We start from the raw sequence: 23423 nt of genomic DNA, 5'->3' as shown, positions 1-23423 counted from the left end.
AGTGGACGAGGCGAGAAGGGCCTCGAACGTGTCTCGATGCGCGCAGTCTGCTCTCAGCACCGTATCGTAAGCGGCATGGCTGTAGCGCTCGTCACCGGGGGCACGTCCGGCATCGGAGCCGAATTCGCCCGCCAACTCTCCATGCGCGGCTGGGACATCGTCCTGGTCGCTCGTGACCTCACCCGACTCGACGAGACGGCGACCGCCCTGCGCGCGCTCGGCCGTGACGTCGAGGTGCTCGCGGCCGACCTCGGGGACCGTCGCGACGTCGACCGGGTGGCCGAGCGGCTGGCCGATCCGACCCGCCCCGTCGACCTGCTGGTGAACAATGCCGGTTTCGGCATGCACACCCCGCTGACCTCCACCGACGTCGCCGCGCACGACCTCGCGTTCGAGGTCATGTGCCGGGCCGTGCTCGTGCTCTCGGGTGCGGCGGCGAGGTCCATGCGCGAGCGCGGCCGCGGTCGCATCGTCAACGTGTCGAGCACCGCGGGGCTGATGGCCATGGGCAGCTACTCGGCGATCAAGGCGTGGGTGACCTCGTACAGCGAGGGTCTCTCGGTCGAGCTCAAGGGCACCGGCGTGGGCGTCACGGCCCTCCTGCCGGGCTGGGTGCGGACGGAGTTCCATCAGCGTGCCGGCATAAAGTCGTCGTCCATACCCAACGCCCTGTGGCTCAGCACCGAACAACTCGTGGTCGCCTGTCTGCGCGACGTCGACAAAGGCAAGGTGATCTCCATGCCCACGCTTCGGTACAAGGTGCTGATGGGATTGGTCCGGCACGCCCCCAAGGGCGCCGTCCGGGCCGCGTCCGGCGCGATCTCGTCGAGCCGCCGCAAGCCGGTGGGGCAGTGAGCGTGAAGGACGACGGAGAACGACGCCGCGACCACGCCCGCCTCGACGCCGTGGCCCAGCGGGTCGACGACGTCAGGGCCGACGTCGCCCAGCGAGCCGGGGACGTCGCCCAGCGGGCCGGTGGCGTCGCCCAGCGTGCCGGTGACGTCGCGAGCGACGTCCGCGACCGCTTCAGCTCGCGGCGACACGCGATGGCCCGCTACGTCGCGCAGCGCATGGTGCTCAAGCCGACGATCTGGTCGATCACCGACGTGACGGTCATCGACCGCGACCGGGTCGAGGGCCTCACCGGGGGCTTCATCGTCGTCGCGAACCACTCGAGCCACCTGGACGCCCCGCTCATCCTCGGTGCCCTGCCGCGCAAGCTCGCGCGCTACCTGGCCACGGGCGCCGCGGCCGACTACTTCTTCGACGTGCCCTGGCGGCGTCAGCTGACCGAACTGTTCTTCAACGCGTTCCCGGTGCAGCGGGGCTCGGGGACCCCGGCCTCCGCGGTCGACGCGACCCGCGCCTCCTCGTCCGGTGCGTCGGCGGGGTCGACTCCGCAGAGCTCGGCCCGCCGACGTGCCGCGGCCAAGGCGGCCGCCCGCGGGCGCCAGGGGCAGCCCACCGTCAGTGCTCGATCGCTGCTGCAGCGCGGCTACCCCGTGCTGGTGTTCCCCGAGGGCACCCGCTCGAAGGACGGCACCGTCGCCGCCTTCAAGCCCGGCGCCGCCGCCCTCGCCTCGGCCTGCGGCGTGCCGGTCGTGCCGCTCGCCCTGATCGGCGCCAACATCGCCCAACCGCGCGGCCGCAGCTGGCCCCGGCCCGGCCGACTGCCCGTCGGAGTCGCGTTCGGCGACCCGATGCGGCCCCACGACGGCGAGTCCGTCACCGACTTCTCGACGCGCGTGCGCACCGAGATCCTGCGTCTGAAGGACGCCAACACCGCCCGCATCCTGGGCCCGTCAGACCCGCTCGAAGGAGAACGCCCGTGACCGACGTCCAACAGAAGAAGAGTCCTGCCGTCGACGGCGTCAAGCACATGAAGTGGTGGGGCTGGGGCGTCGAGGGCGTCGCCTTCCACCACGACGACAAGCCCGCCTTCGCCCCCTTCGTCAAGAAGATCGTGGGCGTCGAGTTGTCCCAGGGGCACGACACCGGCCTCTCGTTCGACGACCTCGACGTCCCCTCGTCCCGGGTCGGCACCGAGGTGCTCGACTCGCTCGTGCAGATCGTGGGCGACGGCCAGGTCGTCACCGACGACCACGACCGGGTCGTCCACACGTACGGCAAGAGCATCCGCGACCTGATCCGCATCCGCGCCGGACGTCTCGACCGGGTGCCCGACGTCGTCGTGTACCCGGCCGACGAGGACGAGATCCAGCGCATCGTCGACCTGGCCGTCGCGAGCGACCTCGTCCTCATCCCCTTCGGCGGCGGCAGCAACATCGTCGGCAGCCTCGAACCGCTGCCCGCGGAGGAGCGCACGATCGTCTCGCTCGACATGGGCCGGCTCGACAAGGTGCTCGACATCGACGAGGACGGCGGACTGGCGCGCATCCAGGCCGGCGGTCAGGGCCCCGACCTCGAGGAGCAGCTCAACGCCCGCGGTTGGACCCTCGGGCACTTCCCGGACAGCTTCACCCACTCGACCATGGGCGGCTGGGTCGCCACCCGTTCGTCGGGCATGCAGAGCGACAAGTACGGCGACATCGCCGACATCACCAAGGGGCTGCGGGTCGTGCGCCCCGGCGGCGTGCTCTCGATCCGCGCCGTGCCGAGCGCGTCGACGGGTCCGTCGCTGCGCGAGATGATCATCGGCAGCGAAGGACGTCTCGGCGTCATCACCGAGGTCACCGCCCAGGTGCACCGCCTGCCCGAGAAGCGCGAGATCCTCGCCTACCTGTTCCCGTCGTGGCACGACGGCCTCGCCGCCATGCAGGCCATCGCCGAGAGCGACGTGAGCCCGTCGGTCACCCGCGTGAGCGACGCACATGAGACCGCCTTCTCGTTCGCCACGTCGAAGCCGGGCAAGGGCATCTCGCAGAAGGTCACCGACCTGCTGCCGACCATCCTGAAGGCCAAGGGCTGGGACGTCGACGCGATGTGCCTGTCGTTCATCGGCTACGAGGGCAGTCCCGAGCACGTCGCCCACACCCAGAAGGCCGTCGCCAAGATCGTCAAGGCGAACAAGGGCATGAGCGTCGGCAAGGGGCCGGGCAAGCTCTACGACCAGAAGAAGTTCGACACGCCCTACCTGCGCGACTTCTTCATGGACCACGGAGGCGCGGCGGACGTCTCCGAGACCGCCGCCCCCTGGTCGAAGCTGCGCCTCGTGTCGTCGCGCGTCTACGCCGCGGCGAACCAGGCCTTCGACAGCATCGGCAAGCAGGGCTGGATCATGGGCCACCTGTCGCACTCGTACCACTCGGGCGCGTGCCTGTACTTCACCTTCGCCTTCGAGCACGGTGACGACGCCGAGGCCGAGTACGACGTGGTCAAGCACGCCATCCAGCAGGCGTTCATCGACACCGGGGCGACCGTCTCGCACCACCACGGCGTCGGGCTCGAGCACCAGCCGTGGCTCGCGCAGGACGTCTCGCCCGAGGGCGTGGCCGTCATGCAGGGGCTGTTCGACTCGGCCGACCCGGGGCGCGTGTTCAACCCCGGGAAGGTGACGGGCGCGTAGTCCCGCACCGCGCCTCCTGCGCTGCCGCCGCGCCGCCGCCGCCGCGCCGCCGCACCCCGCCACGAGATGGTCACAGCACCCCGATTAATCCGGGTGCTGTGACCATTTCTCGGTGTTGTGCGACAGTGCGCGTCTCGCACACAGCGATGGCTGCGTGGAGGCCGTCCACAAGGAGGCGCAGCTCGGCTCTCGAGGGTGGGCTGCGGGGACACTCTCGGGTGCGTGACCGACGCGCTTCCACCCCTCGTCTTCGCCGCCACCTACGGTTCTCAGAGCAGGTACGGCACCGCCCTGCGACGTGACGCGAGTCGCGGCCTTCTGCATCGGGTGCACCCCGGGGCCTACGTCGACGCGGCCGACTGGGCGCGTCTCGACGGACGTCGACGGCACGTCCTGACGACGAGAGCGGTCATGGCAGGCCTGTCGCCTCGGGTCGTCGTGTCGCACGGCTCCGCCGTCGCCCTCCACGGGCTGCCGAGCGTCGACTGGCCGCGGGGGCCCATCCACGTCATCGATCCCAGTCGGGACCGGACGCAGGCGACCGCACGAGTCGTTCGCCACCCGGGTCCGATCGATGCCCGCGACACGGTCACGGTCGACGGGCTCGTCGTGACGAGCGAGGGGCGTACGGCGGTCGACAGGTCGCGGACGGCGTCGTTCGCCGACGGAGTGCTCTGTGTCGACGCCGTCCTTCGCCGCGCCGCCGCCCGGGCGGGATGTTTCGACGTGCCCGCGCGACGCGACCCGCATCCGTCCGCCGGTCACCGGTCGGGCGTGGACGCGGCGGCAGACGCCATGCGCCGTCTGCTGTTCGAGCGCCTGGACCGCGAACCCGGTGCCCGAGGACTCGCGACGGCTCGTCAGGTCACGGCGTTCGGCACGCCCTGGGCGGAGAACGGCGGCGAATCGCTCTGTCGGCTCGCGCTCCTCGAGCTCGGTGCTCCCGAGCCCGTGATGCAGGTCGAGATCTTCGACGGCGCAGGGCTGGCGGGACGTTGCGACTTCGTGATGGGTGACGTGGCGCTCGAGTTCGATGGCAAGGCCAAGTACGACGACGCGGCGATGCGTGCGGGACGGGTGCCGTCGGCGGTGGTGAAGGCCGAAAAGGCCCGTGAGCGGCGACTCGTGCGATCGGGTGCGATCACGGCGATCGGTCGATGCGACGCCGAGGACGTTGCGCTCCGCCTACCGCTCGCCAGGGTTCTCCGAGACCTCGAGGTCGAGCTCAGGCCACGGCAGAACGCCAGGATGTGGCCACACCGCCAGATCTAGGCATGGTGCTGTGACCACTTCGTGGCGGGGTGGCGGGGTGGCGGGGTGGCGGGGTGGCGGGGGGCGGCGACGGGGTGGCGGGGTGGCGGGACGGCGGCGGCGGGGTGGCAGGCGGCGGGGGACGCACACGTCGCTCGGGGACACACAGGGGGACGGTGCAGGACGGCTGCCTAAGATGAGCATCGATCCGTCCGCACAGACCCCCGTTCACGGAAGAGACCCGCGCATGCCCGGAATCCACGCCGACATCACCTCGGCCTTCGGCAACACCCCGCTCGTCAAGCTCAACTCGCTGCCCGCCGAGGGCGGGGCCGAGGTGCTGGCCAAGCTCGAGTTCTACAACCCGGGTGCCAGCGTGAAGGACCGTCTCGGCGTCGCCATCGTCGACGCGGCCGAGGCCTCCGGCGACCTGAAGCCCGGCGGCACGATCGTCGAGGGCTCGAGCGGCAACACGGGCATCTCGCTGGCCCTGGTCGGCGCCGCCCGCGGCTACCGGGTGATCGTCACGATGCCCGAGACGATGAGCGTCGAACGACGCACCGTCATGAAGGCCTACGGCGCGACGATCGTGCTGACCCCCGGACCCGAGGGCATGAAGGGCGCCGTCGAACGTGCCAAGCAGATCGCCGCCGAGACCGAGAACGCGATCTGGGCCCAGCAGTTCGAGACGCAGGCCAACGCCGAGATCCACCGCCGCACGACCGCGCCCGAGATCCTGCGCGACACCGACGGGAAGATCGACTTCTTCGTGGCGGGCGTCGGGACCGGCGGCACCATCACGGGCGTCGGTCAGGTGCTGCACGAGAAGGTCCCCGGCGTGAAGGTCGTCGCGGTCGAGCCCGCCGACTCGCCCCTGCTGAGCGAGGGCACGGCCAGCCCGCACAAGATCCAGGGCATCGGGGCGAACTTCGTGCCCGAGGTGCTCGACCGCTCGCAGATCGACGAGGTGTTCCCCGTGCAGCTCGACGACGCCCTGCGCGTCGCGCGCGACCTCGCCACGAAGGAGGGCATCCTCTCGGGCATCTCGTCGGGGGCGATCATCCACGCCGCGCTCGAGATCGCGAAGCGACCCGAGAACGCCGGCAAGCGCATCGTCGCCATCGTCTGCGACACCGGAGAGCGTTACCTGTCGACCGTGCTGTTCCAGGACCTCGCGGACGCCTAGGGTGCGGTTGGTCGCGCGCCTCCGCGAGGACCTCGACACCGTCCGGAGGCACGACCCGGCTGCCCGAGGACGCCTCGAGACCGCCCTCGTCTACTCGGGCCTGCACGCGGTGTGGGCGCACCGCGTGACCTCGCGACTGTGGCGTGCGGGGCCGGCACCGCGCCTCCTCGGGTCGCGGTTCGCCGCCCGCCTGCTGTCGCAGATGGTCCGATCGCTGACCGGCGTCGAGATCCACCCCGGGGCCCGCCTCGGGGCCCGCCTGTTCATCGACCACGGCATGGGCGTGGTGATCGGCGAGACCGCGGTCGTCGGTGACGACTGCACGATCTTCCACGGAGTGACCCTCGGGGGCAAGGGACGCGGAGGCGCGCTCGGCCGCCGGCACCCCACCGTCGGTGACGGCGTGATGATCGGTGCCGGGGCCGCCGTGCTCGGCGGCGTCACCGTGGGCAGCGGCAGCGTCGTCGGGGCCAACGCGGTCGTGACCAAGGACGTCCCGGCCGGGTCGGTCGCGGTGGGCGTGCCCGCCGTCGCCCGGCCGCGTCGGCCCTGACCTAGCCGCATCGGCCCTGACGAAGCCGCGTCGACCCTGACGAAGCCGCGTCGGCCCTCGGGACGAGGTCGGGGCCGCTCAGTGCCGAGGTTCCCACCGGAAGGCCTTCGTGGCCGCGAGGGCTCCGAGGGCGGCCCAGACCAGCGTCGGTGCCAGCAGCACGGACACGAGCGACAGGTCGCCGCCGTTCCAGGCGAGGGTGATCAGTTCCATCAGTCCGCCCCCGGGCAGGATGCGCTTGAGCCAGAGCAGGTCGTCGGCACCCGTGACCGTCCACCAGATCGCCACCCCGAGCGTGATCAGGTAGAGCGGCATGGTCGTGTACTGGGCGTGCTCGGGCGAGGTGCTGAACCCGGCCGTGGCCAGGGCGAAGCCGGCGAACATGGCCTCGGCGACCAGGACGGCCACGATCAGCAGCCCGGGGTGCACCGGGGGCTGGCGGAGCGCGAGCACGCCGAGCACGATGACGAGTTGCGCGACGCTGACCGCCACGACGGGCAGCACGAGCCCGGCGATGATGCCCGCGTCGCCGACGGACCCGCTGCGCAACCGCTTCAGGTACAGGGACTGTCGACGGGCCGCGAGGGTGGTCGTCGCGGTGACGTAGACGCCGAGGCCCACCATGCCGATGATCTGCACGCCGGCGAGCATGCCGGCCGTGCCGTACGAGTCGAAGGCGTAGGTGAGGGCCCCGAAGCCCAGGGGCAGCAGCAGGGCGCAGAGGGCGACGGTGCGGTTGCGCACGAGCATGCGCAGCTCGGCGAGGGCGATGGCGAGCGGGCCGGAACGACGTCGCGAGCCTGCCGACCGGGTGGGGGAGGGACGGGTCACGGTGGTCATGGGATGTCCTTTCGGGGATGGGCGTGGGGAGCGGAGTCGGCGACGGTCGACGGTCAGGAGGCGCGGCCGAGGTCGCGGAACACGTCGTCGAGTCCCGACTCGTGCACCGTGAGACGGGCCAACGGGCGATCGGCGTCGGTCGCCCAGCCGAGCAACGCCCCGAGGTCGCGCTGGGCGTCGTCGGTCTCGATCACGACGAGGTCGTTCTCGGTCCGGGCGACCTGCAGCGGGAGGCCGTCCAGCGGGCCGGGGGCCACGAAGCGGATGGAGGTCGTGCTGCCGGCGGTGAGGTCGGCGACGGTCCCTTCGCGACGGATGCGCCCGCGGTGCATCAGACCGATGCGGTCGGCGTTCTCGGCGGCTTCCTCGAGGTAGTGGGTGGTCAGGACGAAGGTGACCCCCGCCTCCCGGAGTCCGGCGACCACGGCCCAGAGCGCGTCCCGTGCCGCGGGGTCGAGCCCCGTGGTGGGTTCGTCGAGGAAGACCAGCTCGGGCGTGCCCCAGACGGCCGCGGCGAAGTCGACCCGCCGCCGCTCGCCGCCCGAGAGCCGTGCGACCCGGGCCGAGGCCTTGTGGTCGACGCCGACGAGGCCGAGCACGCGGTCGACGTCGTCGTCGCGACCCGAGACGGCGCCCGACAGCTGGACGCTCTCGCGCACGGTGAGCTCGGGGGCGAGGCCCGAGTCCTGCAACATCGTGCCGATGCGCGGTCGGATGCGCCCCCGGTCGGTCGGATCGCCGCCGAGCACCTCGACCCGGCCCGCGTCGGCCGTGCGATGCCCTTCGAGCACCTCGAGCGTGGTGGTCTTGCCGGCACCGTTCGTGCCGAGGAGCGCGTACAGCTCGCCGCGGTGGACGGTCAGGTCGAGGCCGTCGACGGCGGTGAACGAGCCGTACGAACAGCGGAGGCCGTGCGTCGAGATGACGGCGTCGCCGCGCTCGGCGGAGCCGGGCGCGACGGCCGGTCGGGGCGTGGTGTCGGTGGAGTTCGTCATGACCTCGACGATCTCGTGCCGGGCGGACGACGGGTAGTGCCGGCGTGCCACCCGTGCCGTGTGACATCGGTCATGCTCGGCCGTGACATCGGGCACCTCCGTGCGTCGGCGGCCTCCGTTAGCGTGGTCGCATGCCCCACCTCCCGCTGGCCGTGCGTCCTCGACCGGGCGGCCACCTGCCCCCGCTCGCGCGCATGCGGCGGTACGTCACGTGGTCGTTCGTGGCGCTCGCGCTCTTCACCACCCTCGTCCTGGTCGTGACGCTGGTGGCAGAGGGCGCCTCCTGGTGGCTGGTGGCGGCCTCCGGCGCCGCGGGGGCGCTCGTCACGGCCCACTCGTTCTTCTGGGAACGCCGCCCACCCGTGCCGTTGGCCGTCGCCGGTCTCGTCGTCTCGTACCTCGTCTGGCTGGCGGTCCCGCTCGGCGGGCACAACGCCCTGCTGCTCTTCCCCTTCGGCCTCACGGTCGGGTACCTGGCGACGACGCCCCCGTCCGCCTCCTGGCGATGGGTCGTCGCCGCCGTGGTCGCGGCGCTCGTGCCCGTGGTGGTCGTCGAGGTCGACGCGGCCGCACCGCTCGTGGGGCTGTCGACGGTGGTCGTGATCGGCCTGCTGTCGCTCTACGGGATCTGTCGGCTGAACCGGTACGGGTTCGACCTGTACCTCGAGATCGACGCGGCCCGCGAGACCCAGTCCGAGCTCGCCGTGATGCGCGAGCGGTACCGGTTCTCGGTCGACCTGCACGACATCCAGGGGCAGGCCCTGCACGTCGGTCGCCTGCAGCTGCAGTTGGCCGACAAGACCCTGGACCGCGACCCGGCCGCCGCGCGACGGCACCTCCGCGAGGCCGAGCAGCTGATCGTGCAGACGATCGCCGAGACCCGGCGGCTGGCCTACGGCGAACGCACGCTCACGCTCGCCGGCGAACTGGCCAACTCGGCCGAACTGATCCGGGCGGCGGGCATCGAGCTCGAGGTCACGGGCGTCCCTCCCGTCGGTCACCCGGCCGACGACCTCTTCGGCCACGTCGTGCGTGAGGCCACGACGAACGTGCTGCGTCACGCCCAGGCGGAGCGGGTCTCCATCGTGCTCGGCCCCGAGTCGGTCGAGGTCGTCAACGACGGTGCCCCCGAGCCCCTGCGCGGACTCAGCGGCCTCGCCCGTCTCGGCGAGAGGTTCGCCGCGGTCGGCGGCACGGTGACCACCCGGCTCGAGAACGGCCGGTTCCGGGTCGAGGCGAGGGCGACGGCGACGGGAGCCGGCGGAGCATCCCGGCCGACGGCGACACGGGCCGGGGCGGCCCCGCGGCGGCCCCGGGGGCGTCGACCGGCACGAGGTCCGCATGATCCGCGTGCTGCTCGCCGACGACGAGACCCTGCTGCGTCGATCGATCGCCGCCCTGCTCGACCTGAGCGACACGATCACCGTCGTCGCCCAGGCCGCCGACGGTGCCGAGGCCGTGGCCCTCGCCGCGCTGCACGAGCCCGACGTCGTGCTGCTCGACCTCGAGATGCCCGGCATGGACGGCATCGACGCGGCGATCGCGATCCTGGGTCGACGACCCGAGCAGGCGGTCGTGCTGCTGACCCGTCACGGCCGCCCCGGCGTGCTCCGTCGTGCCCTCCGTGCCGGGGTGCGGGGGTTCCTGCCGAAGTCGGTCGACCCCGACGAGCTCGAACGGGTGATCGTGCAGGTGCACGACGGCCGCCGTTACATCGACGCCGACATCTCGGCCTCGGCGATGATGGACGACTGCCCGCTGACCGAGCGCGAGCTCGACACGTTGCGACTGACGACCGACGGCTTCTCGGTGCGCGAGATCAGCGCCCGGCTGCACCTCGCGTCCGGCACGGTGCGCAACTACCTGTCGTCGGCGATGCAGAAGACCGGCAGTTCGTCGCGGCACGCCGCCGCCCGGGTCGCGCGCGAGCGCGGCTGGCTCTGACCCCGGCCCGCCTGGCGTCAGGCGTCAGGCGCCGGAAGTCAGGCGTCAGGCGTTCGTGAGCTCGCGGTCGCGTGAGACGGTCGAGGAGGCGCGGCGAGGCTCCCGGGGCTCGAAACGGCCCTTCAGCGCGAGGGCCGGCTTCTCCACGAAGTGGTGCGAGAGAACGGACGTGCCGATCGCCGCCGCGAGCACGAGGACGACGCCGAGCGCACCCTGCACGTACGGTTCGACGAGGGCGATGAAGACGACGTGCCAGAGGTAGAGCGGGTACGAGACGGCCCGTCCGAACCAGGCGACCGGTGCCAGGGACAGCACCCAGGCGACGGGGGACGACGCCGTGACGAGACCACCGATCAGGAGCATCGAGGCCAGGCCCACGGCGGGCAACGCGACCGCGAAGGTGAGGACGCTCTGCTGCCACCCCGATCCGATGACGAAGAGCGACCCCACGACCCCGGCGAATCCGAGCCAGGTGGCGAGGGCTCCCCAGCGGCCGGCGAGGGCTGCCCGCACGCGGTCGGACCGCAGGACGACCGCGAGCACGCAGCCCATCAGCAGGGGGGCCACGTTGAGGACGGGGCTGAAGTAGATGTCGGGGGTCGCACCGCCCGAGGGGCGGTCGTAGAGGAACCAGGTGGCGACGGCCGAGGCGACCACGACCACCGAGAGGCCGGCGACCAGGGCCTTGCGCCTGACCGCGACGGCGAGCAGCAGCACCAGCACCGGCGGCCAGACGAGGTAGAACTGCTCTTCCATCGACAGGCTCCACATCGGCGCGAAGACGCCCTGCGAGGTGTCGAAGAACGCCCGGGCGACGTTGCCGGTGTAGGTGAGGGCGATCAGGGCGGCACCGACCGGGCCGAGGGTCGAGCCCTGGTAGTCACCCACGAGCCACCACAGCGAGACGCCCACCACGACGACGGCGAGCAGCGTCGGGTAGAGCCGCAGCAGGCGGCGGACCCAGAACCGGCCGAGCCGGATGCGTCCCGTCGACGCGTGCTCGCGCAGCAGCAACGTGGTGATCAGGTAGCCCGACAGCACGAAGAAGACGTTGACGCCCACGAAACCGCTGCCGAAGCCCGGCACGTGCAGGTGGTAGAGCACGACGAGGGCGATGGCCAGCGTGCGCAGGCCGTCGAGCGGCAGCACCCGGTCTCGACGGGTCGTCGAGACGGGGCGGACGGTCGGCTCTGTGGTCGGCAGGGCTGAGGGCATCGTTGCAGTGTGCCTCACCTTCCTTGGTGCCGCCCGAACGAGGGGGCCGGGTTCGCATCCCGGCCCCACCCGCGCGTGGCGGCGCCCGGACGGCGCTATCCGCGCTGCTGCGGGACGCGACGCGGCAGGGCGAACACGAGCACGAACGAGGCCAGGGCGAAGATCGCGCTGACGAGCATGGCGTGGGCCGCCGCGTCGGTGAAGCCGGTGGCGACGTCGGCCGGCGTGCGGCCCGAGATGGTCAGCGTGCCGAAGAGCACGCTGCCGATGATCGCGATGCCCACGGCCGACCCGATGCGCTGGATCGCCGAGATGACGGCGCTGGCCGAGCCGGCGTCCTGCCGGTCGACCGTCGCGACGATGAACTGGACGTTCGGCGCGATGAAGAAGCCGTTGCCGAGGCCGGCGAGCAGCAGCGGGACCAGCAGCATCCAGTTGGTCAGGTCGGAGGCGTCGACCGTGACGAGCACGAGCCACATCCAGGTGAGGCCGATGGTGACGAGGGCCGTGCCGAGGATCAGCACGCCGCGACCGAGCCGGGCGGCGATGCGGTTGCTCTGCGACGAGCTGATGATGCTGCCGACCGCGAACGGGATCGCCACGGCACCCGAGGCCAACGCGCTGTGGCCGAGCCCCGACTGCCAGAGCAGCGAGATCGTGAAGAAGATGCTCGTGAAGGCCGCGAAGTAGACGAGCGCGAGCACGACGCCACCGGTGAACGACGGGTGCGCGAACAGCTTGGGCGGGACGAGGGGGGTCTTGCCGCGCTTCGTGTACGCGACCTCCCACAGGCCGAACAGGGCGAGCAGCACGACGCCGGCGGCGATGGTCAGGTAGGTCCAGAGCGGCCAGCCCTCGTCCTGCCCCTGGATCAGCGGGACGAGCAGGGCGACGAAGGCGCCCGAGACCAGCACGAGGCCGATCCAGTCGAGCCCGCGGTCGGGACGGGGCACCGACTCGTCGCGCTTGGGCAGCAGGACGGCGGCGGCGACGAGGGTGATGATGCCGAACGGCAGGTTGACGTAGAAGACGAGACGCCACCCGTTCTCGTCGCCGAAGGCCTGGATGATCAGGCCGCCGATGATCGGACCGAGCGCCGACGAGACGCCGATGACGGCGCCCATGATGGCGAAGGCCTTGCCCCGCGAGCGACCGGGGAACAGCAACTGTATGAACGCCGTGACGGCCGGCACGAAGATGCCGCCGGCGAGGCCCTGCACGACGCGGAACACCACGAGCTGGGTGTCGTCCTGGGCGAGGCCACAGGCGAGCGACGCCAGCGTGAAGAGCAGGACTCCCGTGAAGTAGACCCACTTGTGGCCGATGCGGTCGCCGATGCGCCCGGCGGGGATCAACGCGAGGCCGAAGGCGAGGGCGTACCCCGAGATGATCCACGACAGGGTCGACTCCGAGGCGTCGAGCGTCGTGCGGATCGTCGGCAGGGCGACGTTGACGATCGTCGTGTCGAGCAGGGCGATGAACATGCCGAGGAGCAGGGCGACGAGGGCGTACCAGGCGTGACGCGGCACCCCGGCGGGCTGGCCGGGGCCCGCTCCGGGGGAGGACGGCGACGTGGCGCCGGTCGGGGCGGGGGCGTGGGTCATGGGGTGGCCTTTCGGGCAGCGGCACGGGCCGTGAGGCGAGGCGAAGGGGGCGTGAGGCGAGGCGAAGGGGGCGTGGGGCGAGGCGACGGGAGCGAGGCGAGGGGGGAGGGGCGGCACGAGGCCGGAGCACGTGGCGGCGGCGTCGGGGCGGGCGCACGACGCAGGAGGCGCGGGTCACCGACCCGCGCCTCCTGATTTTTGCACGTTCTGCACTCGTCCGCGCACCACCGCCGGAGCGGACGCCGAAGGGCCCCGCCGATGCGGCGGGGCCCTTCGCGGTCGGGAGCGGCGGCGGTCAGCGGCGGCCGAGGCGGCGTTCGCCGGCCGCACCGGTCTGGTACACGAGGCCGTAGTGCTCGAACACGGCGGGCTCGCGGGCTGCCTCGAGCTCGCCGTCGGTCTCGATCGACGGGGCGTCCTTGACGAGCTTCTTCGCGAACTGCACCTTGAGGTGCTTGGGGGCGACGACGGCACCCTGCAGCGGCACGAAGACCAGGCGCGAGCGGCCGAGCAGTCCGGCGGTCACCGTGGCGAAGGCGGGCTGGTCGGCGGCGGTGTCGAAGTAGATGCTCTCGAGCGAGCCGACCTTGTCGCCGTCGGGGTCGACGACCGGCATGCCGATCCAGTCGCGGATGTTCTCGGCTTCGAACATGGGTGCCTCCTCTGGCGCGGGCCCCGTCCGGGCCCTCTCGGTCGAGGCTAGTGGAGCGTGCGTGCCGGCGCTCAGGCGGGGACGCGCCCTCGCAGGGCCTTCTCGGCGAAGCCCCGGACCTCGTCGGTGAGCCTCAGGCGGTCGGGTCCGTCGACGGCCGCGAGGAGGGCCTCGGCCCGGTCGGGCCCGAGCCCCGTGAAGGCCTCGCCGATCGTCACCCCGTGCGACGGTCGTGACAGCACCGTGACGCCGTCACCCGCCTGGACGGGCCCCGCCTTCACCACCCGCAGGTAGGTGCCGGGGCGGCCCTCGGCGTAGAACCGCTTGACCCACATGGCCTCGCCGAGTCGGCGGGCGAACGTGCCGCACGGGACGCGAGGCTTCGTGACCTCGAGAACGAGGGTGCCGCCCACGGCCCAGCGTTCGCCGATCACCGCGCCCGTGACGTCGACCCCGGACGTCCGCAGGTTCTCGCCGAACAGCCCCGGCACCACCTCGCGGCCGAGCAGCTCGGCGAAGTGGGCGGCGTCCTCGTCGGCGAAGGCGTACACCGCCTGGTCGATCCCGCCGTGGTGCTTGCGGTCGGCCTGCACGTCGGCACGGAGGCCGAGGGGGCGCACGTGGACGGGCCCGTCCACGGGGCGCTTGTCGATGGCGGTCACGCCGATCGTGCCCGAGTCGGGCAGCAGGGCCGACACCCGGCAGACGGCCGTGACGGACGCGGTCGGGGCCGTGACGGAGGCGGTCGCGGCGGTGACGGAGACGGGTGCGGCGGTCATGCCCCCATCGTGGCGGACGACGGGACCGACGGGAAGCACCGAGCCGCGCCTCCTGACCCCGCGTCCCCCCACCGCCCCACGACGGGTGTCACCCGATTGCGGGCTGGATGCCCATCGGGCAACCTGCCAGGCTCGCCCCGACGAAAGGGATGACATGGTTCACGGCGGCTACGCGGTCATCGACGTCGAGACGACGGGTCTCTGGCCCGGGCGACACCATCGGGTGATCGAGATCGGCATCGTGCACCTCGACGTCCACGGTGAGGTCGAGGCGTCGTTCGAGACCGTCGTCGACCCCTCGCGGGACCTCGGGCCCATCCACGTCCACGGGCTCCGCAGCGCGGACGTCCGCGGGGCACCCCGGTTCGAGCACGTCGTCGACGACCTCTGCGACCGCCTGCGCGGACGCGTCGTCGTCGCGCACAACGCCCGCTTCGAGGCGCAGTTCCTGGCCGCCGAGTTCGCGCGCCTCGGGCTCGTGTCACCGCTCGGGGCCGACGGGTCGGGCGCACTCTGCACGATGAAGCTCGCCCCCACGTACCTTCCCGGCGCCGGCCGCACGCTCGCCGACTGCTGCGCGGCCATCGACGTCGACCTCTCCGTCGCCCACGAGTCGCTCGGTGACGCGGCGGCGACCGCCCAGCTGCTGTCCGCCTACCTGCGCATGGGTGACGCCCAGTCGGCCTGGTGGCAGGACTGGGGCCGCTACGCCGCCCTGCAGCAATGGCCGACGGCCGAGACCCCGCGGTCCACGCCTCACCCCCGGTACGCAGGAGGCGCGGGTGGCGCCGACGACGGAGGCCACGTCCCCGGCCGCGCGGCCTGGCGGGCCCGGCGCCGGGTCGCCCGGGTGCGCGACCTCGCGCCCGCCCCCTCCGCCGTCCTCTCGGCGTCCGGCGCCGTGGGGCCCACGGCTCCGGCGGCGGTGCCCCCGGCGAGCCCCGCGGGCGGCACGCACCTCGCGGGTCCCGTCGACCTCGACCTCGATCGCGACGTCTACGGCCTGTCCGTCGAGCCGGCGCCCACCGAGCCGCGCTTCCTCGAGCGGGCGACCGAGCTGCTGCCCCAGCTCGGCCTCGACCGTCGTCAGGACCAGTACGCGGCGATGCTCGACAAGGCACTGTCCGACGGCTACCTCTCGAGGGACGAGGCCGGGAACCTCGCGACCCTCGCCGCCGAGCTCGACCTCGACGACCTGTCCCGTGCGCTCGTGCACGACCGCTACTTCGCCTCCCTCGTCTCGACCGTCTGGGCGCACGACGTGCTCTCGGACGACGAACGGCGGCAGGTGGACGCGGTCGCCGAGATGCTCGGCATCGCCCCGCACCGGCGCGACGCGGCTCTCGTGCCGTCGGTGCTCGAGCGCGCGCCCCGTCCGGCGGAGGACGACGAGCTCGACGAGTTCGAGGTCATCGAGGGGCTCGACGAGTCCCTCGGAGCGGCACCGGAGCCCCGCACGCCGTCCCTGGCCCGGCCCGACGTCGGTCCGCTGGCACCCGGCGCACACGTCGCGCTGACCGGATCGCTCAGCCAGGAGAGGGACGCCCTCGTGCGGACGCTCGAACGTGCCGGGTTGGTCGTCTGGCCGGCGGTCACGACCGAGACGTCGCTGGTCGTCGCCGCGGACGTCGCCTGCGCATCGGGCAAGGTCCGCAAGGCCCTCCGTTACGGGGTGCCCGTGGTCGACGAGACGCAGTTGCCGTTCGTCCTGGCCCGCTCGCGTCGGTCACGCACGGCGGCCTGACGCCGAGGAGGCGCGGGACGCCCCGTGGGGGATCGCTCCTCAGAGGGCGGGATCGTCCGTGAAGTGGTCGTCGCTGTCGAGCGACGGCCACTCGGTCACTTGCTCGGGTGCGGTCTCGGGGAGGGTGGTGCGTGCCATGGGGTCCGTCGGGTCGGGGTGCTCGGTGCCTCCGGTCGGACCACCTCCCGAGGTGCGGGAGGACGGCGACCGGGAGCTGGGGCTGCCTGCGCCCACCGTACGCGCCTCGCGGGGCTGCGCCTAGCGGAACGGCCGGTCCCGACGGTGGTGAGCACCGAGCCCTCCGGTCCATTTGCATGATGTGCAAGATTCCTTCGGCGTTCATCTTCGAGCGCGTCCACGAGGCCTAGCGTCGCACCGGGGCCATCGTGCCGCGGTCATCGGTCGGTGACCGGCGAGGGTCCCGGAGGGCGGTACCGATGGACGTGTTCGTCACCGTGGTGCTCGTGGTCGTGATCGCGCTGGTCTTCGACTTCACGAACGGCTTCCACGACACGGCCAACGCCATGGCCACCTCGGTCGCCACCGGTGCCCTCAAGCCGAAGGTCGCCGTCCTCATCTCGGCCGTCCTCAACCTGGTGGGTGCCTTCCTCTCGACCGAGGTCGCGAGCACCGTCTCGAACGGCATCATCCGCGAGGGAGACGGCGGGGTCCAGGTGACACCGGTCATGATCTTCGCCGGTCTCGTGGGAGCCGTCATCTGGAACCTCGCCACCTGGTACCTCGGGCTGCCGTCCAGCTCGTCGCACGCCCTCTTCGGCGGTCTGATCGGGGCCGCGGTCATCGGTGCCGGCGTGGGGGCCGTCGACTTCGGCGTGGTCCTGTCGAAGGTCGTCCTGCCGGCCCTGATCTCGCCCGTCGTGGCGGGCGTGGTCGCCCTCGTCGCCACCTACGTGGCCTACCGGATCACGCGGCAGGCCACCCTGCGGGGGTCCACCGCCGGCTTCCGGCACGGGCAGACGATCAGCGCCTCCCTGGTCTCGCTCGCCCACGGCACGAACGACGCCCAGAAGACGATGGGCGTCATCACGTTGACCCTGATCGCCGCCGGCTACCAGGGAGCCGGCAGCGCCCCGCAGCTCTGGGTGGTCCTCGCCTGTGGCCTCGCCATCGCGCTCGGCACCTACCTCGGGGGCTGGCGCATCATGCGCACCGTGGGCAAGCGCATCACCGACGTCCAGGCCCCGCAGGGGTTCGCGGCCGAGACGAGCTCGGCCGCGACCATCTTGATCTCGTCCCACCTCGGGTTCGCCCTGTCGACGACCCAGGTGACGTCGGGGTCCATCGTCGGGGCAGGGCTGGGCAAGAAGCTCGCCACGGTGCACTGGGGCGTCGTCGGCAGGATCGCGTCGGCCTGGGTGGTGACCCTGCCGGCCGCCGCGCTGGTCGGAGGGCTCTCGGCCTGGCTGGCCAGTTCGAGCACGGCGGGCCTGGTGGTGGTCGCGGTGCTCGCCCTGGGCGGTGGGCTCGCCTTCGCCCTCCTCGCCCGACGGCACCCGGTGACCCACGAGACCGTCAACGACAGCGACGAGGCCCCGGCCGCCGAACGGGTCGGCGCGAGCCGCGGACGAGGGGAGTGACCATGTTCTTGGGAGTCGACTGGGGCGCCTTCGTCGTGGTCTTCGCGACCGCGCTCGCCGCCACCGCCGTCATCGTGACCGCGTTCGCGACGGGGGTCCGTCTGTTCGCGGACGGTGCCGTCGAGTCCGACGGCGGGGCAGGTGCCGCCGTCCCGAGCGGGGGACCGTCGCAGTCGAGACCGCTGGGCGCCACGGTCGCCGGCGGGCTGTGCTTCGCCGTGGGGATCGCTGCCGTGCTCGTCGGTCTGTGGCTGATCGTCCCCCAGTTCCACTGACGGCCCGGTCGGCGGGCCGGCGAGTATCGTGCGGGCATGACCAACGACAACGGCATCCCCGACGGTTCGACCGACATGACCGAAGACGACAAGAAGTACACCGAAGACCTGGCCGACGGGTCGAAGCAGGGCCTCGTCGACGACTCCGAGCAGAGCGACGACAGCGAGGTCTCGGACGGCAAGGACAGCTAGTCGCCCGGGCTCCGGCCCCGACAGGTCACGACATGCCGCTCACGTGCGAACGTGGGCGGCATGTCGCGTTTCCCCGACACGATCCGTCCCGATCACGCCCCTTCCGGCCGGCCGGTGTCAACCCCCCCCGTCGCGTTTTCACCATGTCCGGTCACCGCCCCTCGGGAGAGGGACAGAGTGACAGGTCCTACCCCGATCACGACCGTCACCCGGACGGTCGCCGACGATCCGAGAGGCACGACATGAGCGACGACGAACGCTACGACGGAGACCCGTCCACCCCGGTCTACGACACCACCTCCGAGGGGCAGCCGCTTCGCGGCGCCGCCTCCGGGCACGACCACCTGCGCCGCGACGACGCCGTGACCGACCTGGGCGACCAGGTCGGCGCGTACGCCGACATCACCGACCCCGACGCGACGGCGAGCGACTTCAGCGCGACCGCGGCCCCGGTCGTCGAGGAGCACCTCGGGCACGACCACACCGGCACCGACGCCGATTCCGGCACCGGCACCGGCGCCGCCGACACCGCGAAGGCCAAGGCCGGTGCCGCGAAGGACGAGGCGGCCGGCGTCGCGGACGACGCGAAGTCCGCGGCCTCCGACGTCGCCGGCAGTGCCAAGGAGCAGGTCTCCAAGGTCGCTTCCGAGGCCGGCGGCCAGGCCAAGCAGCTCTTCGGCCAGGCGACGGGCGAGCTCAAGGAGCAGGCCGGCGCCCAGCAGGAGAAGGCCGCGGCCGGCCTCCGCCAGGTCGGCGACCAGCTCGGCTCGATGGCCGACTCCGCCGACAGCGGCATCGCGGGCGAGCTGGTCCGCAACCTGTCCGGTCGCGCCCACGGCGTCGCCGGTTGGCTCGAGGGTCGCGACCCGGGCAGCCTGCTGGACGACGTGAAGTCGTACGCGGCGCGCAAGCCCGGCACGTTCATCGCCATCGCCGCGGTCTCCGGCCTGCTCGCCGGACGCGTCGTCAAGTCGCTGACGGCTGAGGCCGGGGACGAGCACGCCGCCACGACCGGAGACGCCGGAGGTGCGGCGAGCCGGCCCGCGCCTCCTGCGTCCGCCGCCGCGCCGAGCCGTCTCGTCGGTGACGTCGGCCCCGTGGCCGGTGAGTACGACGTCGTCACCGAGGGCGACGTCCCCGGCGTCGGCACGTCGACGCCCGACTCCAGCGTGCCCACGACGTGGCCCGGCACCTCGGGGACGCGCGCGTGAGCGACCCGTTCCGCGAGCCCGTGGCGACGCCTCCCGCCCCGGAGGACAAGGCCGCGACCACGTCGCTCGGCGACCTGCTCTCCGGCGTGACCGGTGACATCTCGACCCTCTTCCGTCAAGAGGTCGAGCTGGCCAAGGCCGAGCTCACCGAGTCGGCCAAGAAAGCCGGCAAGGGTGCGGGCATGTTCGGCGGAGCGGGTCTCACCGCCCTCTTCGCCCTGCTGTTCGTCTCGCTGGCCGCCATGTGGGGCCTCGGCGTGCTGATCGGCCTCGGCTGGTCGTCGCTGATCATCGCGGTCGTCTACGCGATCGTCGCCCTCGTGCTGTTCCTGCGCGGGAGGAAAGAACTGAAGAGCATCAAGGGGGCACCGAAGACGGTCGACTCCCTCAAGAAGATCCCCGAGACCGTCACGCCTGGAGGCACCGCATGAGCACCACCGACCAGAACGGCAGCAGCCGCACGCCCGACGAGATCCGCGCCGAGATCGAGCGCACGCGCGCCGGACTCGGCAACGACGTCGACGCGCTCGCCGACAAGGTGAACCCGTCGAGCATCGCGCATCGTCAGACCGAGAAGGTGAAGAGCCGCTTCTCCGGCGTCAAGGAGTCGGTCATGGGTGCGGCGCACGATGCGGCCTCGACGACCTCGGGTGCCGGTCACGACGCCGCGGGCAGCGTCTCGGACGCCTCGTCGGCGGCCGTGCGCAAGGCGAAGGGCAACCCGCTCGCCGTCGGCCTCATCGCCTTCGGAGCCGGCTGGCTCGTGTCGTCGCTGATCCCCGCCTCGGACAAGGAGAAGGAGCTCGTCTCCGACGCCAAGGACGCAGCGGGTCCGGCGATCGACTCGGTCAAGGGTGCGGCGCAGGACGTGGCGTCGAACCTGAAGGAGCCCGCCCAGGAGGCGTTCGCCTCGGTCAAGGGCACGGCGCAGGACGCCGCCTCGACCGTGAAGGACCACGCCTCGAGCGCCGCGGGCGACGTGAAGGACAGCGCCCAGCAGTCGAAGGAGAACGTGCAAGGAGCCTGACCCTTCGCGGCCCGCGTCCCGACGGACGCAGACAGGCCCGTCCCGACGAGAGTCGGGGCGGGCCTTCGCACGTGACCGGGCGGAGGAGCTCCCTGCCGATGGAGTGATCGTGCGACTCGGACCGCGGCCGACCGGGGTCGGCGTGGCCTCGATCGGCTCGAGCAGGTCAGGATGGTCGGATGCCCTCGTCACCCCGCGCCCGTCTCGTGCGTCGATCGGCCGGTACGGCCACGCAGACCGCCACACCCCCCAGCCCGATGCAGCGCCCCGGCGCCTTCCGGTTCGGCCTCATCGCGACCCTCGGCGGAGGGCTCGGCGTCGGCATCATCGTCGCCCTCATGGCCCTGTCGACGATCCTCGTCTACATCGGCCTCGCGTTCTTCCTCGCGCTCGCCTTCGAACCGGTCGTCCGACGCCTCGCGCGCGCCGGCGCCCCGCGCTGGGTCGGCGTCGTCGTCGCCGTCGTGCTGGTCGTCGGGGTCGTCGTGGGCATCGTCGCGGCCGTCGTGCCCGCGCTGATCGAGCAGATCGGGCACGTCGTGCAGACGGCCCCCGCCGCCCTGCAGGAGCTCTCGCGCCAGCCCTGGGTGCAGCAGGCCGTCGAGACCGTCGGGTTCGACGTCGACGTCGACGACGCGGTCGGCGCCGTCACCTCGTACCTGCTCGACCCCGACCAGTTGCTCGCCCTCGGCGGTGGCCTGCTCGCCGTCGGTCAGGGGATCACCAACGCCATCACCGCGGTGATCGTGGTCGCGATCCTCACCCTCTACTTCGCGATCACCCTCCCGCAGATGCTGCGCTCGCTCAGCCGCGCCGTGCCCCGCAGCCACCGCGAGAACGTCATGAGCATCTCGGACGAGATCTTCCTGTCGGTCGGCCGCTACGTCGCCGGGCAGGTCGCGCTCGCCGCCGTCAACGCCGTGTTCGTCTTCATCGTGCTGACGATCGCCGGCGGACCGGTGCCGGTGCTCTTCGCGACCCTCGCGTTCCTGGGCGCACTTATCCCGGTGGTCGGCACGGTCGTGGCCTACGCGATCATCATCGCCGCCACGATCACCGTCTCGCCGGTCACCGCGATCGTCGTCGGCATCGTGCTGCTCGTCTACGCCCAGGTCGAGGCCTACGTGCTGACCCCACGGGTGATGTCCAAGGCCGTGGCGGTGCCCGGCGCCCTCGTCATCGTGGCGGCCTTCGGGGGAGGGGCGCTCGGCGGCGTCCTCGGTGCCCTCGTGGCGATCCCGATCGCGACGGCCGGAGTGGTCGTCTTCGAGCGGGTCGTCGTGCCGCGCCAGCAGCGGGTCTAGACCGTCGGGGTAGTAAGGCCGTCGGGCCGTCGGGCCGTCAGGTCGTCCGAGCGGCGGCACGCGGGTCTGGGCGACGGCATGGCGGAGCGCTACCGTGGCTGACATGAGCGGCGAACGCGCGGACGTGACCCTGTCGGACGGCACCGCCCTGGCGGCCACCCGGTGGCGGGGCGACGGCCCGACCGTGGTGCTGTTGCACGCCGGCGTCGCCGACCGCCGGAGCTGGACGGGCGTCGCCGACGAACTCGCGGCCGACGGGCTCGACCTGGTTGCCCACGACCGCCGGGGGTTCGGCGAGAGCCCGGCCTCCGCGGCCGACGGCGACGCCACGCACCTGGCCGACCTCGTCGAGCTGCTCGACCGGCTGGGCGTCGGGCGGGCGTTCGTCGTCGGCAACTCGATGGGTGGTGCGCTCGCCCTCGACCTGGCCGTGACCGCACCCGAGCGCGTGGCGGGCGTGCTGCTGATCGGTGCCGCGGTCAGCGGCATGACCGACGACGACACCCCGTTCGACTGGACCCCCGACCCGGCATCGGGCCCGCTGATGGAGGCCCTCGACGAGGCGTCCGGCAGCGGCGACGTCGAGGCGCAGGTCCGTCTGCTGGCCCACCTGTGGCTCGACGGCCCTGCGGCGCAGAGCGGCCGAGTCACGGGTGCCCCCCGCGAACTCTTCGAGCGGATGAACGCCCGCATCCTCGAGGTCGCCGCACCGGACGGGGCCGGAGACGCCGGGCTCGACACGTGGAGCTGCCTCGGCGAGGTCGCGACGCCGGTCCTGGCGACCTGGGGCGAGCTCGACATCCCCGCCGACGAGCCGTTCTACGCCGAGACGGCTCGACGTCTCGGTCGGGGACCGGGTCGGGTGCTGCCCGACGTGGCCCACCTGCCGGGTCTCGAACGGCCCGGGCTGGTGGCCGACCTCGTCCGCGAGGTCGTCGCGGTCGCCCGGAACTGAACCCGCGCCTCCTGGTCGTCAGATCGCGGGACCGCCGGGTGCCGGCGGGCCGGCCGGGTCGTCGTCACCGGCGAGCAGCAGGTCGATGCGGAGTTCTCGTTCTCGCGTGTAGGCCGTCAGTGCCCGGATCACCCAGAGCAGGGTCCTGATCAGGAGCACGGCCAGCGTGACGGCCAAGGCGAACACCACCACGAAGAAGACGGGGTAGAGGACACCGACGAGGGAGAAGCCGTTGGAGTACATCCCTCGACGCTAGGTCACGACCGGGGCCGGAGGGCTCCACCTCGCGGTGGAGCCCCGGGACTCACTCCTCGGCGTCCGCCGGGCTCTCGTCGGCCTGCGCGGTCTCGTCCATGCGGTCGCGGAGGTGGTCGGCCATCGAGGCCGCGCCCTCGTCGCCGTGGTCGGCCTCGACCTGTTCGATCAGGCCGCTCAGCTTCTCGTGGTCGGTCGCCTCGGTGGCCCCGTCCATGACGGGTTCGGTCTGCTTCTCGTCGCTCATGCACCGGACGCTACGCCCACGGGGTCCGCGACGGCTGGACCCGCGCCTCCGCCCGTGACGGGTGGCGCGG

24 protein-coding genes and 1 pseudogene are annotated in these 23423 nt (G+C 72.3%); 17 read left to right on the top strand and 8 right to left on the bottom strand.

The genetic code is table 11. The features are described 5' to 3' along the window. Positions 1–75: 75 nt before the first annotated feature. From ACIOSR_RS05605 to epsC, 6 genes are all read left to right on the top strand, one after another. Positions 76–855, top strand: a complete 780-nt coding sequence (locus tag ACIOSR_RS05605; protein WP_056046842.1) for an SDR family oxidoreductase — start codon at positions 76–78, stop codon at positions 853–855. Next, positions 852–1832: a lysophospholipid acyltransferase family protein gene (locus ACIOSR_RS05600; protein ID WP_162234609.1), complete on the top strand. Its 981-nt coding sequence runs from the start codon at positions 852–854 to the stop codon at positions 1830–1832. Before ACIOSR_RS05605 ends, ACIOSR_RS05600 begins: the two co-directional genes overlap by 4 nt. Continuing rightward, positions 1829–3526 (top strand): FAD-binding oxidoreductase, encoded by a 1698-nt coding sequence (locus tag ACIOSR_RS05595; protein ID WP_324289756.1) that lies wholly within the window; start codon positions 1829–1831, stop codon positions 3524–3526. Before ACIOSR_RS05600 ends, ACIOSR_RS05595 begins: the two co-directional genes overlap by 4 nt. 411 nt (positions 3527–3937) lie before the next feature. Continuing rightward, the gene (locus ACIOSR_RS05590) at positions 3938–4798 is read left to right on the top strand and encodes a hypothetical protein (RefSeq protein WP_173151612.1); all 861 of its coding nucleotides are present in this window, start codon (positions 3938–3940) and stop codon (positions 4796–4798) included. Between the two features lie 226 nt (positions 4799–5024). Beyond that, positions 5025–5963: a cysteine synthase A gene (gene cysK, locus ACIOSR_RS05585; RefSeq protein WP_402752043.1), complete on the top strand. Its 939-nt coding sequence runs from the start codon at positions 5025–5027 to the stop codon at positions 5961–5963. A gap of 1 nt (position 5964) precedes the next feature. Further along, a complete protein-coding gene (epsC, locus tag ACIOSR_RS05580; protein WP_402752042.1) occupies positions 5965–6516 on the top strand; it encodes a serine O-acetyltransferase EpsC in 552 nt (183 codons plus the stop codon). A 78-nt stretch (positions 6517–6594) separates the two neighbouring features. Here the strand turns inward: epsC and ACIOSR_RS05575 are convergent, their stop codons facing one another. Next, on the bottom strand, positions 6595–7356 hold the full coding sequence (locus ACIOSR_RS05575; RefSeq protein ID WP_402752041.1) for an ABC transporter permease: 762 nt from the start codon (positions 7354–7356) through the stop codon (positions 6595–6597). Between the two features lie 53 nt (positions 7357–7409). Continuing rightward, a complete protein-coding gene (locus ACIOSR_RS05570; protein WP_173151606.1) occupies positions 7410–8351 on the bottom strand; it encodes an ABC transporter ATP-binding protein in 942 nt (313 codons plus the stop codon). Positions 8352–8482: 131 nt separating this feature from the next. Between ACIOSR_RS05570 and ACIOSR_RS05565 the strand changes: the two are divergent. Together ACIOSR_RS05565 and ACIOSR_RS05560 are read left to right on the top strand one after the other, a co-directional pair. Continuing rightward, a pseudogene (locus ACIOSR_RS05565) lies at positions 8483–9196 on the top strand (histidine kinase); the annotation flags it as partial. Between the two features lie 496 nt (positions 9197–9692). Continuing rightward, the gene (locus tag ACIOSR_RS05560; RefSeq protein WP_056046833.1) at positions 9693–10295 is read left to right on the top strand and encodes a response regulator transcription factor; all 603 of its coding nucleotides are present in this window, start codon (positions 9693–9695) and stop codon (positions 10293–10295) included. A 45-nt stretch (positions 10296–10340) separates the two neighbouring features. Here ACIOSR_RS05560 and ACIOSR_RS05555 read toward each other — a convergent pair whose 3' ends face one another. The 4 genes from ACIOSR_RS05555 to ACIOSR_RS05540 form a co-directional block, all read right to left on the bottom strand. Then, complete coding sequence (locus ACIOSR_RS05555; RefSeq protein WP_402752040.1) at positions 10341–11510, bottom strand: acyltransferase family protein; 1170 nt, start codon at positions 11508–11510, stop codon at positions 10341–10343. A 95-nt stretch (positions 11511–11605) separates the two neighbouring features. Then, positions 11606–13114, bottom strand: a complete 1509-nt coding sequence (locus tag ACIOSR_RS05550) for an MFS transporter (RefSeq protein ID WP_056046829.1) — start codon at positions 13112–13114, stop codon at positions 11606–11608. 295 nt (positions 13115–13409) lie between these two features. Further along, complete coding sequence (locus ACIOSR_RS05545) at positions 13410–13766, bottom strand: PRC-barrel domain-containing protein (RefSeq protein ID WP_043596802.1); 357 nt, start codon at positions 13764–13766, stop codon at positions 13410–13412. A gap of 71 nt (positions 13767–13837) precedes the next feature. Next, entirely contained in the window at positions 13838–14545 is a 708-nt protein-coding gene (locus ACIOSR_RS05540; protein WP_159828011.1) for an MOSC domain-containing protein, read from the bottom strand. Positions 14546–14699: 154 nt separating this feature from the next. Here ACIOSR_RS05540 and ACIOSR_RS05535 point away from each other — a divergent pair, with 154 nt between their 5' ends. The 9 genes from ACIOSR_RS05535 to ACIOSR_RS05495 all read left to right on the top strand — a co-directional run bounded on the left by ACIOSR_RS05535 (position 14700) and on the right by ACIOSR_RS05495 (position 22851). Beyond that, entirely contained in the window at positions 14700–16289 is a 1590-nt protein-coding gene (locus ACIOSR_RS05535) for a 3'-5' exonuclease (RefSeq protein ID WP_159828014.1), read from the top strand. A gap of 437 nt (positions 16290–16726) precedes the next feature. After that, positions 16727–17887 carry an anion permease gene (locus ACIOSR_RS05530; protein WP_402752039.1) on the top strand — a complete coding sequence of 387 codons (1161 nt, stop codon included), beginning with the start codon at positions 16727–16729 and terminating at the stop codon, positions 17885–17887. A 2-nt stretch (positions 17888–17889) separates the two neighbouring features. Continuing rightward, a complete protein-coding gene (locus ACIOSR_RS05525) occupies positions 17890–18162 on the top strand; it encodes a hypothetical protein (protein WP_402752038.1) in 273 nt (90 codons plus the stop codon). A gap of 36 nt (positions 18163–18198) precedes the next feature. After that, positions 18199–18354 carry a hypothetical protein gene (locus ACIOSR_RS05520; RefSeq protein ID WP_157485374.1) on the top strand — a complete coding sequence of 52 codons (156 nt, stop codon included), beginning with the start codon at positions 18199–18201 and terminating at the stop codon, positions 18352–18354. A 242-nt stretch (positions 18355–18596) separates the two neighbouring features. Then, a complete protein-coding gene (locus tag ACIOSR_RS05515; RefSeq protein WP_402752037.1) occupies positions 18597–19565 on the top strand; it encodes a hypothetical protein in 969 nt (322 codons plus the stop codon). Continuing rightward, positions 19562–19996 carry a phage holin family protein gene (locus ACIOSR_RS05510; protein ID WP_082460459.1) on the top strand — a complete coding sequence of 145 codons (435 nt, stop codon included), beginning with the start codon at positions 19562–19564 and terminating at the stop codon, positions 19994–19996. The genes ACIOSR_RS05515 and ACIOSR_RS05510 overlap by 4 nt, the downstream gene beginning before the upstream one ends. Next, positions 19993–20592: a DUF3618 domain-containing protein gene (locus ACIOSR_RS05505; protein ID WP_402752036.1), complete on the top strand. Its 600-nt coding sequence runs from the start codon at positions 19993–19995 to the stop codon at positions 20590–20592. The genes ACIOSR_RS05510 and ACIOSR_RS05505 overlap by 4 nt, the downstream gene beginning before the upstream one ends. Before the next feature lie 179 nt (positions 20593–20771). Continuing rightward, a complete protein-coding gene (locus ACIOSR_RS05500; RefSeq protein ID WP_123570632.1) occupies positions 20772–21896 on the top strand; it encodes an AI-2E family transporter in 1125 nt (374 codons plus the stop codon). Between the two features lie 103 nt (positions 21897–21999). Further along, positions 22000–22851: an alpha/beta fold hydrolase gene (locus ACIOSR_RS05495; protein ID WP_402752035.1), complete on the top strand. Its 852-nt coding sequence runs from the start codon at positions 22000–22002 to the stop codon at positions 22849–22851. Between the two features lie 18 nt (positions 22852–22869). Here ACIOSR_RS05495 and ACIOSR_RS05490 read toward each other — a convergent pair whose 3' ends face one another. Both ACIOSR_RS05490 and ACIOSR_RS05485 read right to left on the bottom strand, forming a co-directional pair. Then, positions 22870–23094 (bottom strand): hypothetical protein, encoded by a 225-nt coding sequence (locus tag ACIOSR_RS05490; protein ID WP_159828029.1) that lies wholly within the window; start codon positions 23092–23094, stop codon positions 22870–22872. 61 nt (positions 23095–23155) lie between these two features. Then, positions 23156–23353 (bottom strand): hypothetical protein, encoded by a 198-nt coding sequence (locus tag ACIOSR_RS05485; RefSeq protein WP_054146271.1) that lies wholly within the window; start codon positions 23351–23353, stop codon positions 23156–23158. Positions 23354–23423: the final 70 nt, after the last annotated feature.

It is taken from the genome of Frigoribacterium sp. NPDC087798 (assembly GCF_044742985.1).
In the GTDB taxonomy this organism is placed as follows: domain Bacteria; phylum Actinomycetota; class Actinomycetes; order Actinomycetales; family Microbacteriaceae; genus Frigoribacterium.
Note: the sequence above shows the minus strand (reverse complement) of the source record. Positions and strands in the feature narration are given on the sequence as shown.

What these genes read in the sequence shown, in the direction of transcription:
- ACIOSR_RS05605 (WP_056046842.1), top strand. Translation starts at nt 76, where the DNA reads ATGGCTGTAGCGCTCGTCACCGGGGGCACGTCCGGCATCGGAGCCGAA.
- ACIOSR_RS05590 (WP_173151612.1), top strand. Translation starts at nt 3,938, where the DNA reads ATGGCAGGCCTGTCGCCTCGGGTCGTCGTGTCGCACGGCTCCGCCGTC.
- cysK (WP_402752043.1), top strand. Translation starts at nt 5,025, where the DNA reads ATGCCCGGAATCCACGCCGACATCACCTCGGCCTTCGGCAACACCCCG.
- ACIOSR_RS05575 (WP_402752041.1), bottom strand. Translation starts at nt 7,356, where the DNA reads ATGACCACCGTGACCCGTCCCTCCCCCACCCGGTCGGCAGGCTCGCGA.
- ACIOSR_RS05570 (WP_173151606.1), bottom strand. Translation starts at nt 8,351, where the DNA reads ATGACGAACTCCACCGACACCACGCCCCGACCGGCCGTCGCGCCCGGC.
- ACIOSR_RS05560 (WP_056046833.1), top strand. Translation starts at nt 9,693, where the DNA reads ATGATCCGCGTGCTGCTCGCCGACGACGAGACCCTGCTGCGTCGATCG.
- ACIOSR_RS05555 (WP_402752040.1), bottom strand. Translation starts at nt 11,510, where the DNA reads ATGCCCTCAGCCCTGCCGACCACAGAGCCGACCGTCCGCCCCGTCTCG.
- ACIOSR_RS05550 (WP_056046829.1), bottom strand. Translation starts at nt 13,114, where the DNA reads ATGACCCACGCCCCCGCCCCGACCGGCGCCACGTCGCCGTCCTCCCCC.
- ACIOSR_RS05545 (WP_043596802.1), bottom strand. Translation starts at nt 13,766, where the DNA reads ATGTTCGAAGCCGAGAACATCCGCGACTGGATCGGCATGCCGGTCGTC.
- ACIOSR_RS05540 (WP_159828011.1), bottom strand. Translation starts at nt 14,545, where the DNA reads ATGACCGCCGCACCCGTCTCCGTCACCGCCGCGACCGCCTCCGTCACG.
- ACIOSR_RS05535 (WP_159828014.1), top strand. Translation starts at nt 14,700, where the DNA reads ATGGTTCACGGCGGCTACGCGGTCATCGACGTCGAGACGACGGGTCTC.
- ACIOSR_RS05530 (WP_402752039.1), top strand. Translation starts at nt 16,727, where the DNA reads ATGGACGTGTTCGTCACCGTGGTGCTCGTGGTCGTGATCGCGCTGGTC.
- ACIOSR_RS05525 (WP_402752038.1), top strand. Translation starts at nt 17,890, where the DNA reads ATGTTCTTGGGAGTCGACTGGGGCGCCTTCGTCGTGGTCTTCGCGACC.
- ACIOSR_RS05520 (WP_157485374.1), top strand. Translation starts at nt 18,199, where the DNA reads ATGACCAACGACAACGGCATCCCCGACGGTTCGACCGACATGACCGAA.
- ACIOSR_RS05515 (WP_402752037.1), top strand. Translation starts at nt 18,597, where the DNA reads ATGAGCGACGACGAACGCTACGACGGAGACCCGTCCACCCCGGTCTAC.
- ACIOSR_RS05505 (WP_402752036.1), top strand. Translation starts at nt 19,993, where the DNA reads ATGAGCACCACCGACCAGAACGGCAGCAGCCGCACGCCCGACGAGATC.
- ACIOSR_RS05500 (WP_123570632.1), top strand. Translation starts at nt 20,772, where the DNA reads ATGCCCTCGTCACCCCGCGCCCGTCTCGTGCGTCGATCGGCCGGTACG.
- ACIOSR_RS05495 (WP_402752035.1), top strand. Translation starts at nt 22,000, where the DNA reads ATGAGCGGCGAACGCGCGGACGTGACCCTGTCGGACGGCACCGCCCTG.
- ACIOSR_RS05490 (WP_159828029.1), bottom strand. Translation starts at nt 23,094, where the DNA reads ATGTACTCCAACGGCTTCTCCCTCGTCGGTGTCCTCTACCCCGTCTTC.
- ACIOSR_RS05485 (WP_054146271.1), bottom strand. Translation starts at nt 23,353, where the DNA reads ATGAGCGACGAGAAGCAGACCGAACCCGTCATGGACGGGGCCACCGAG.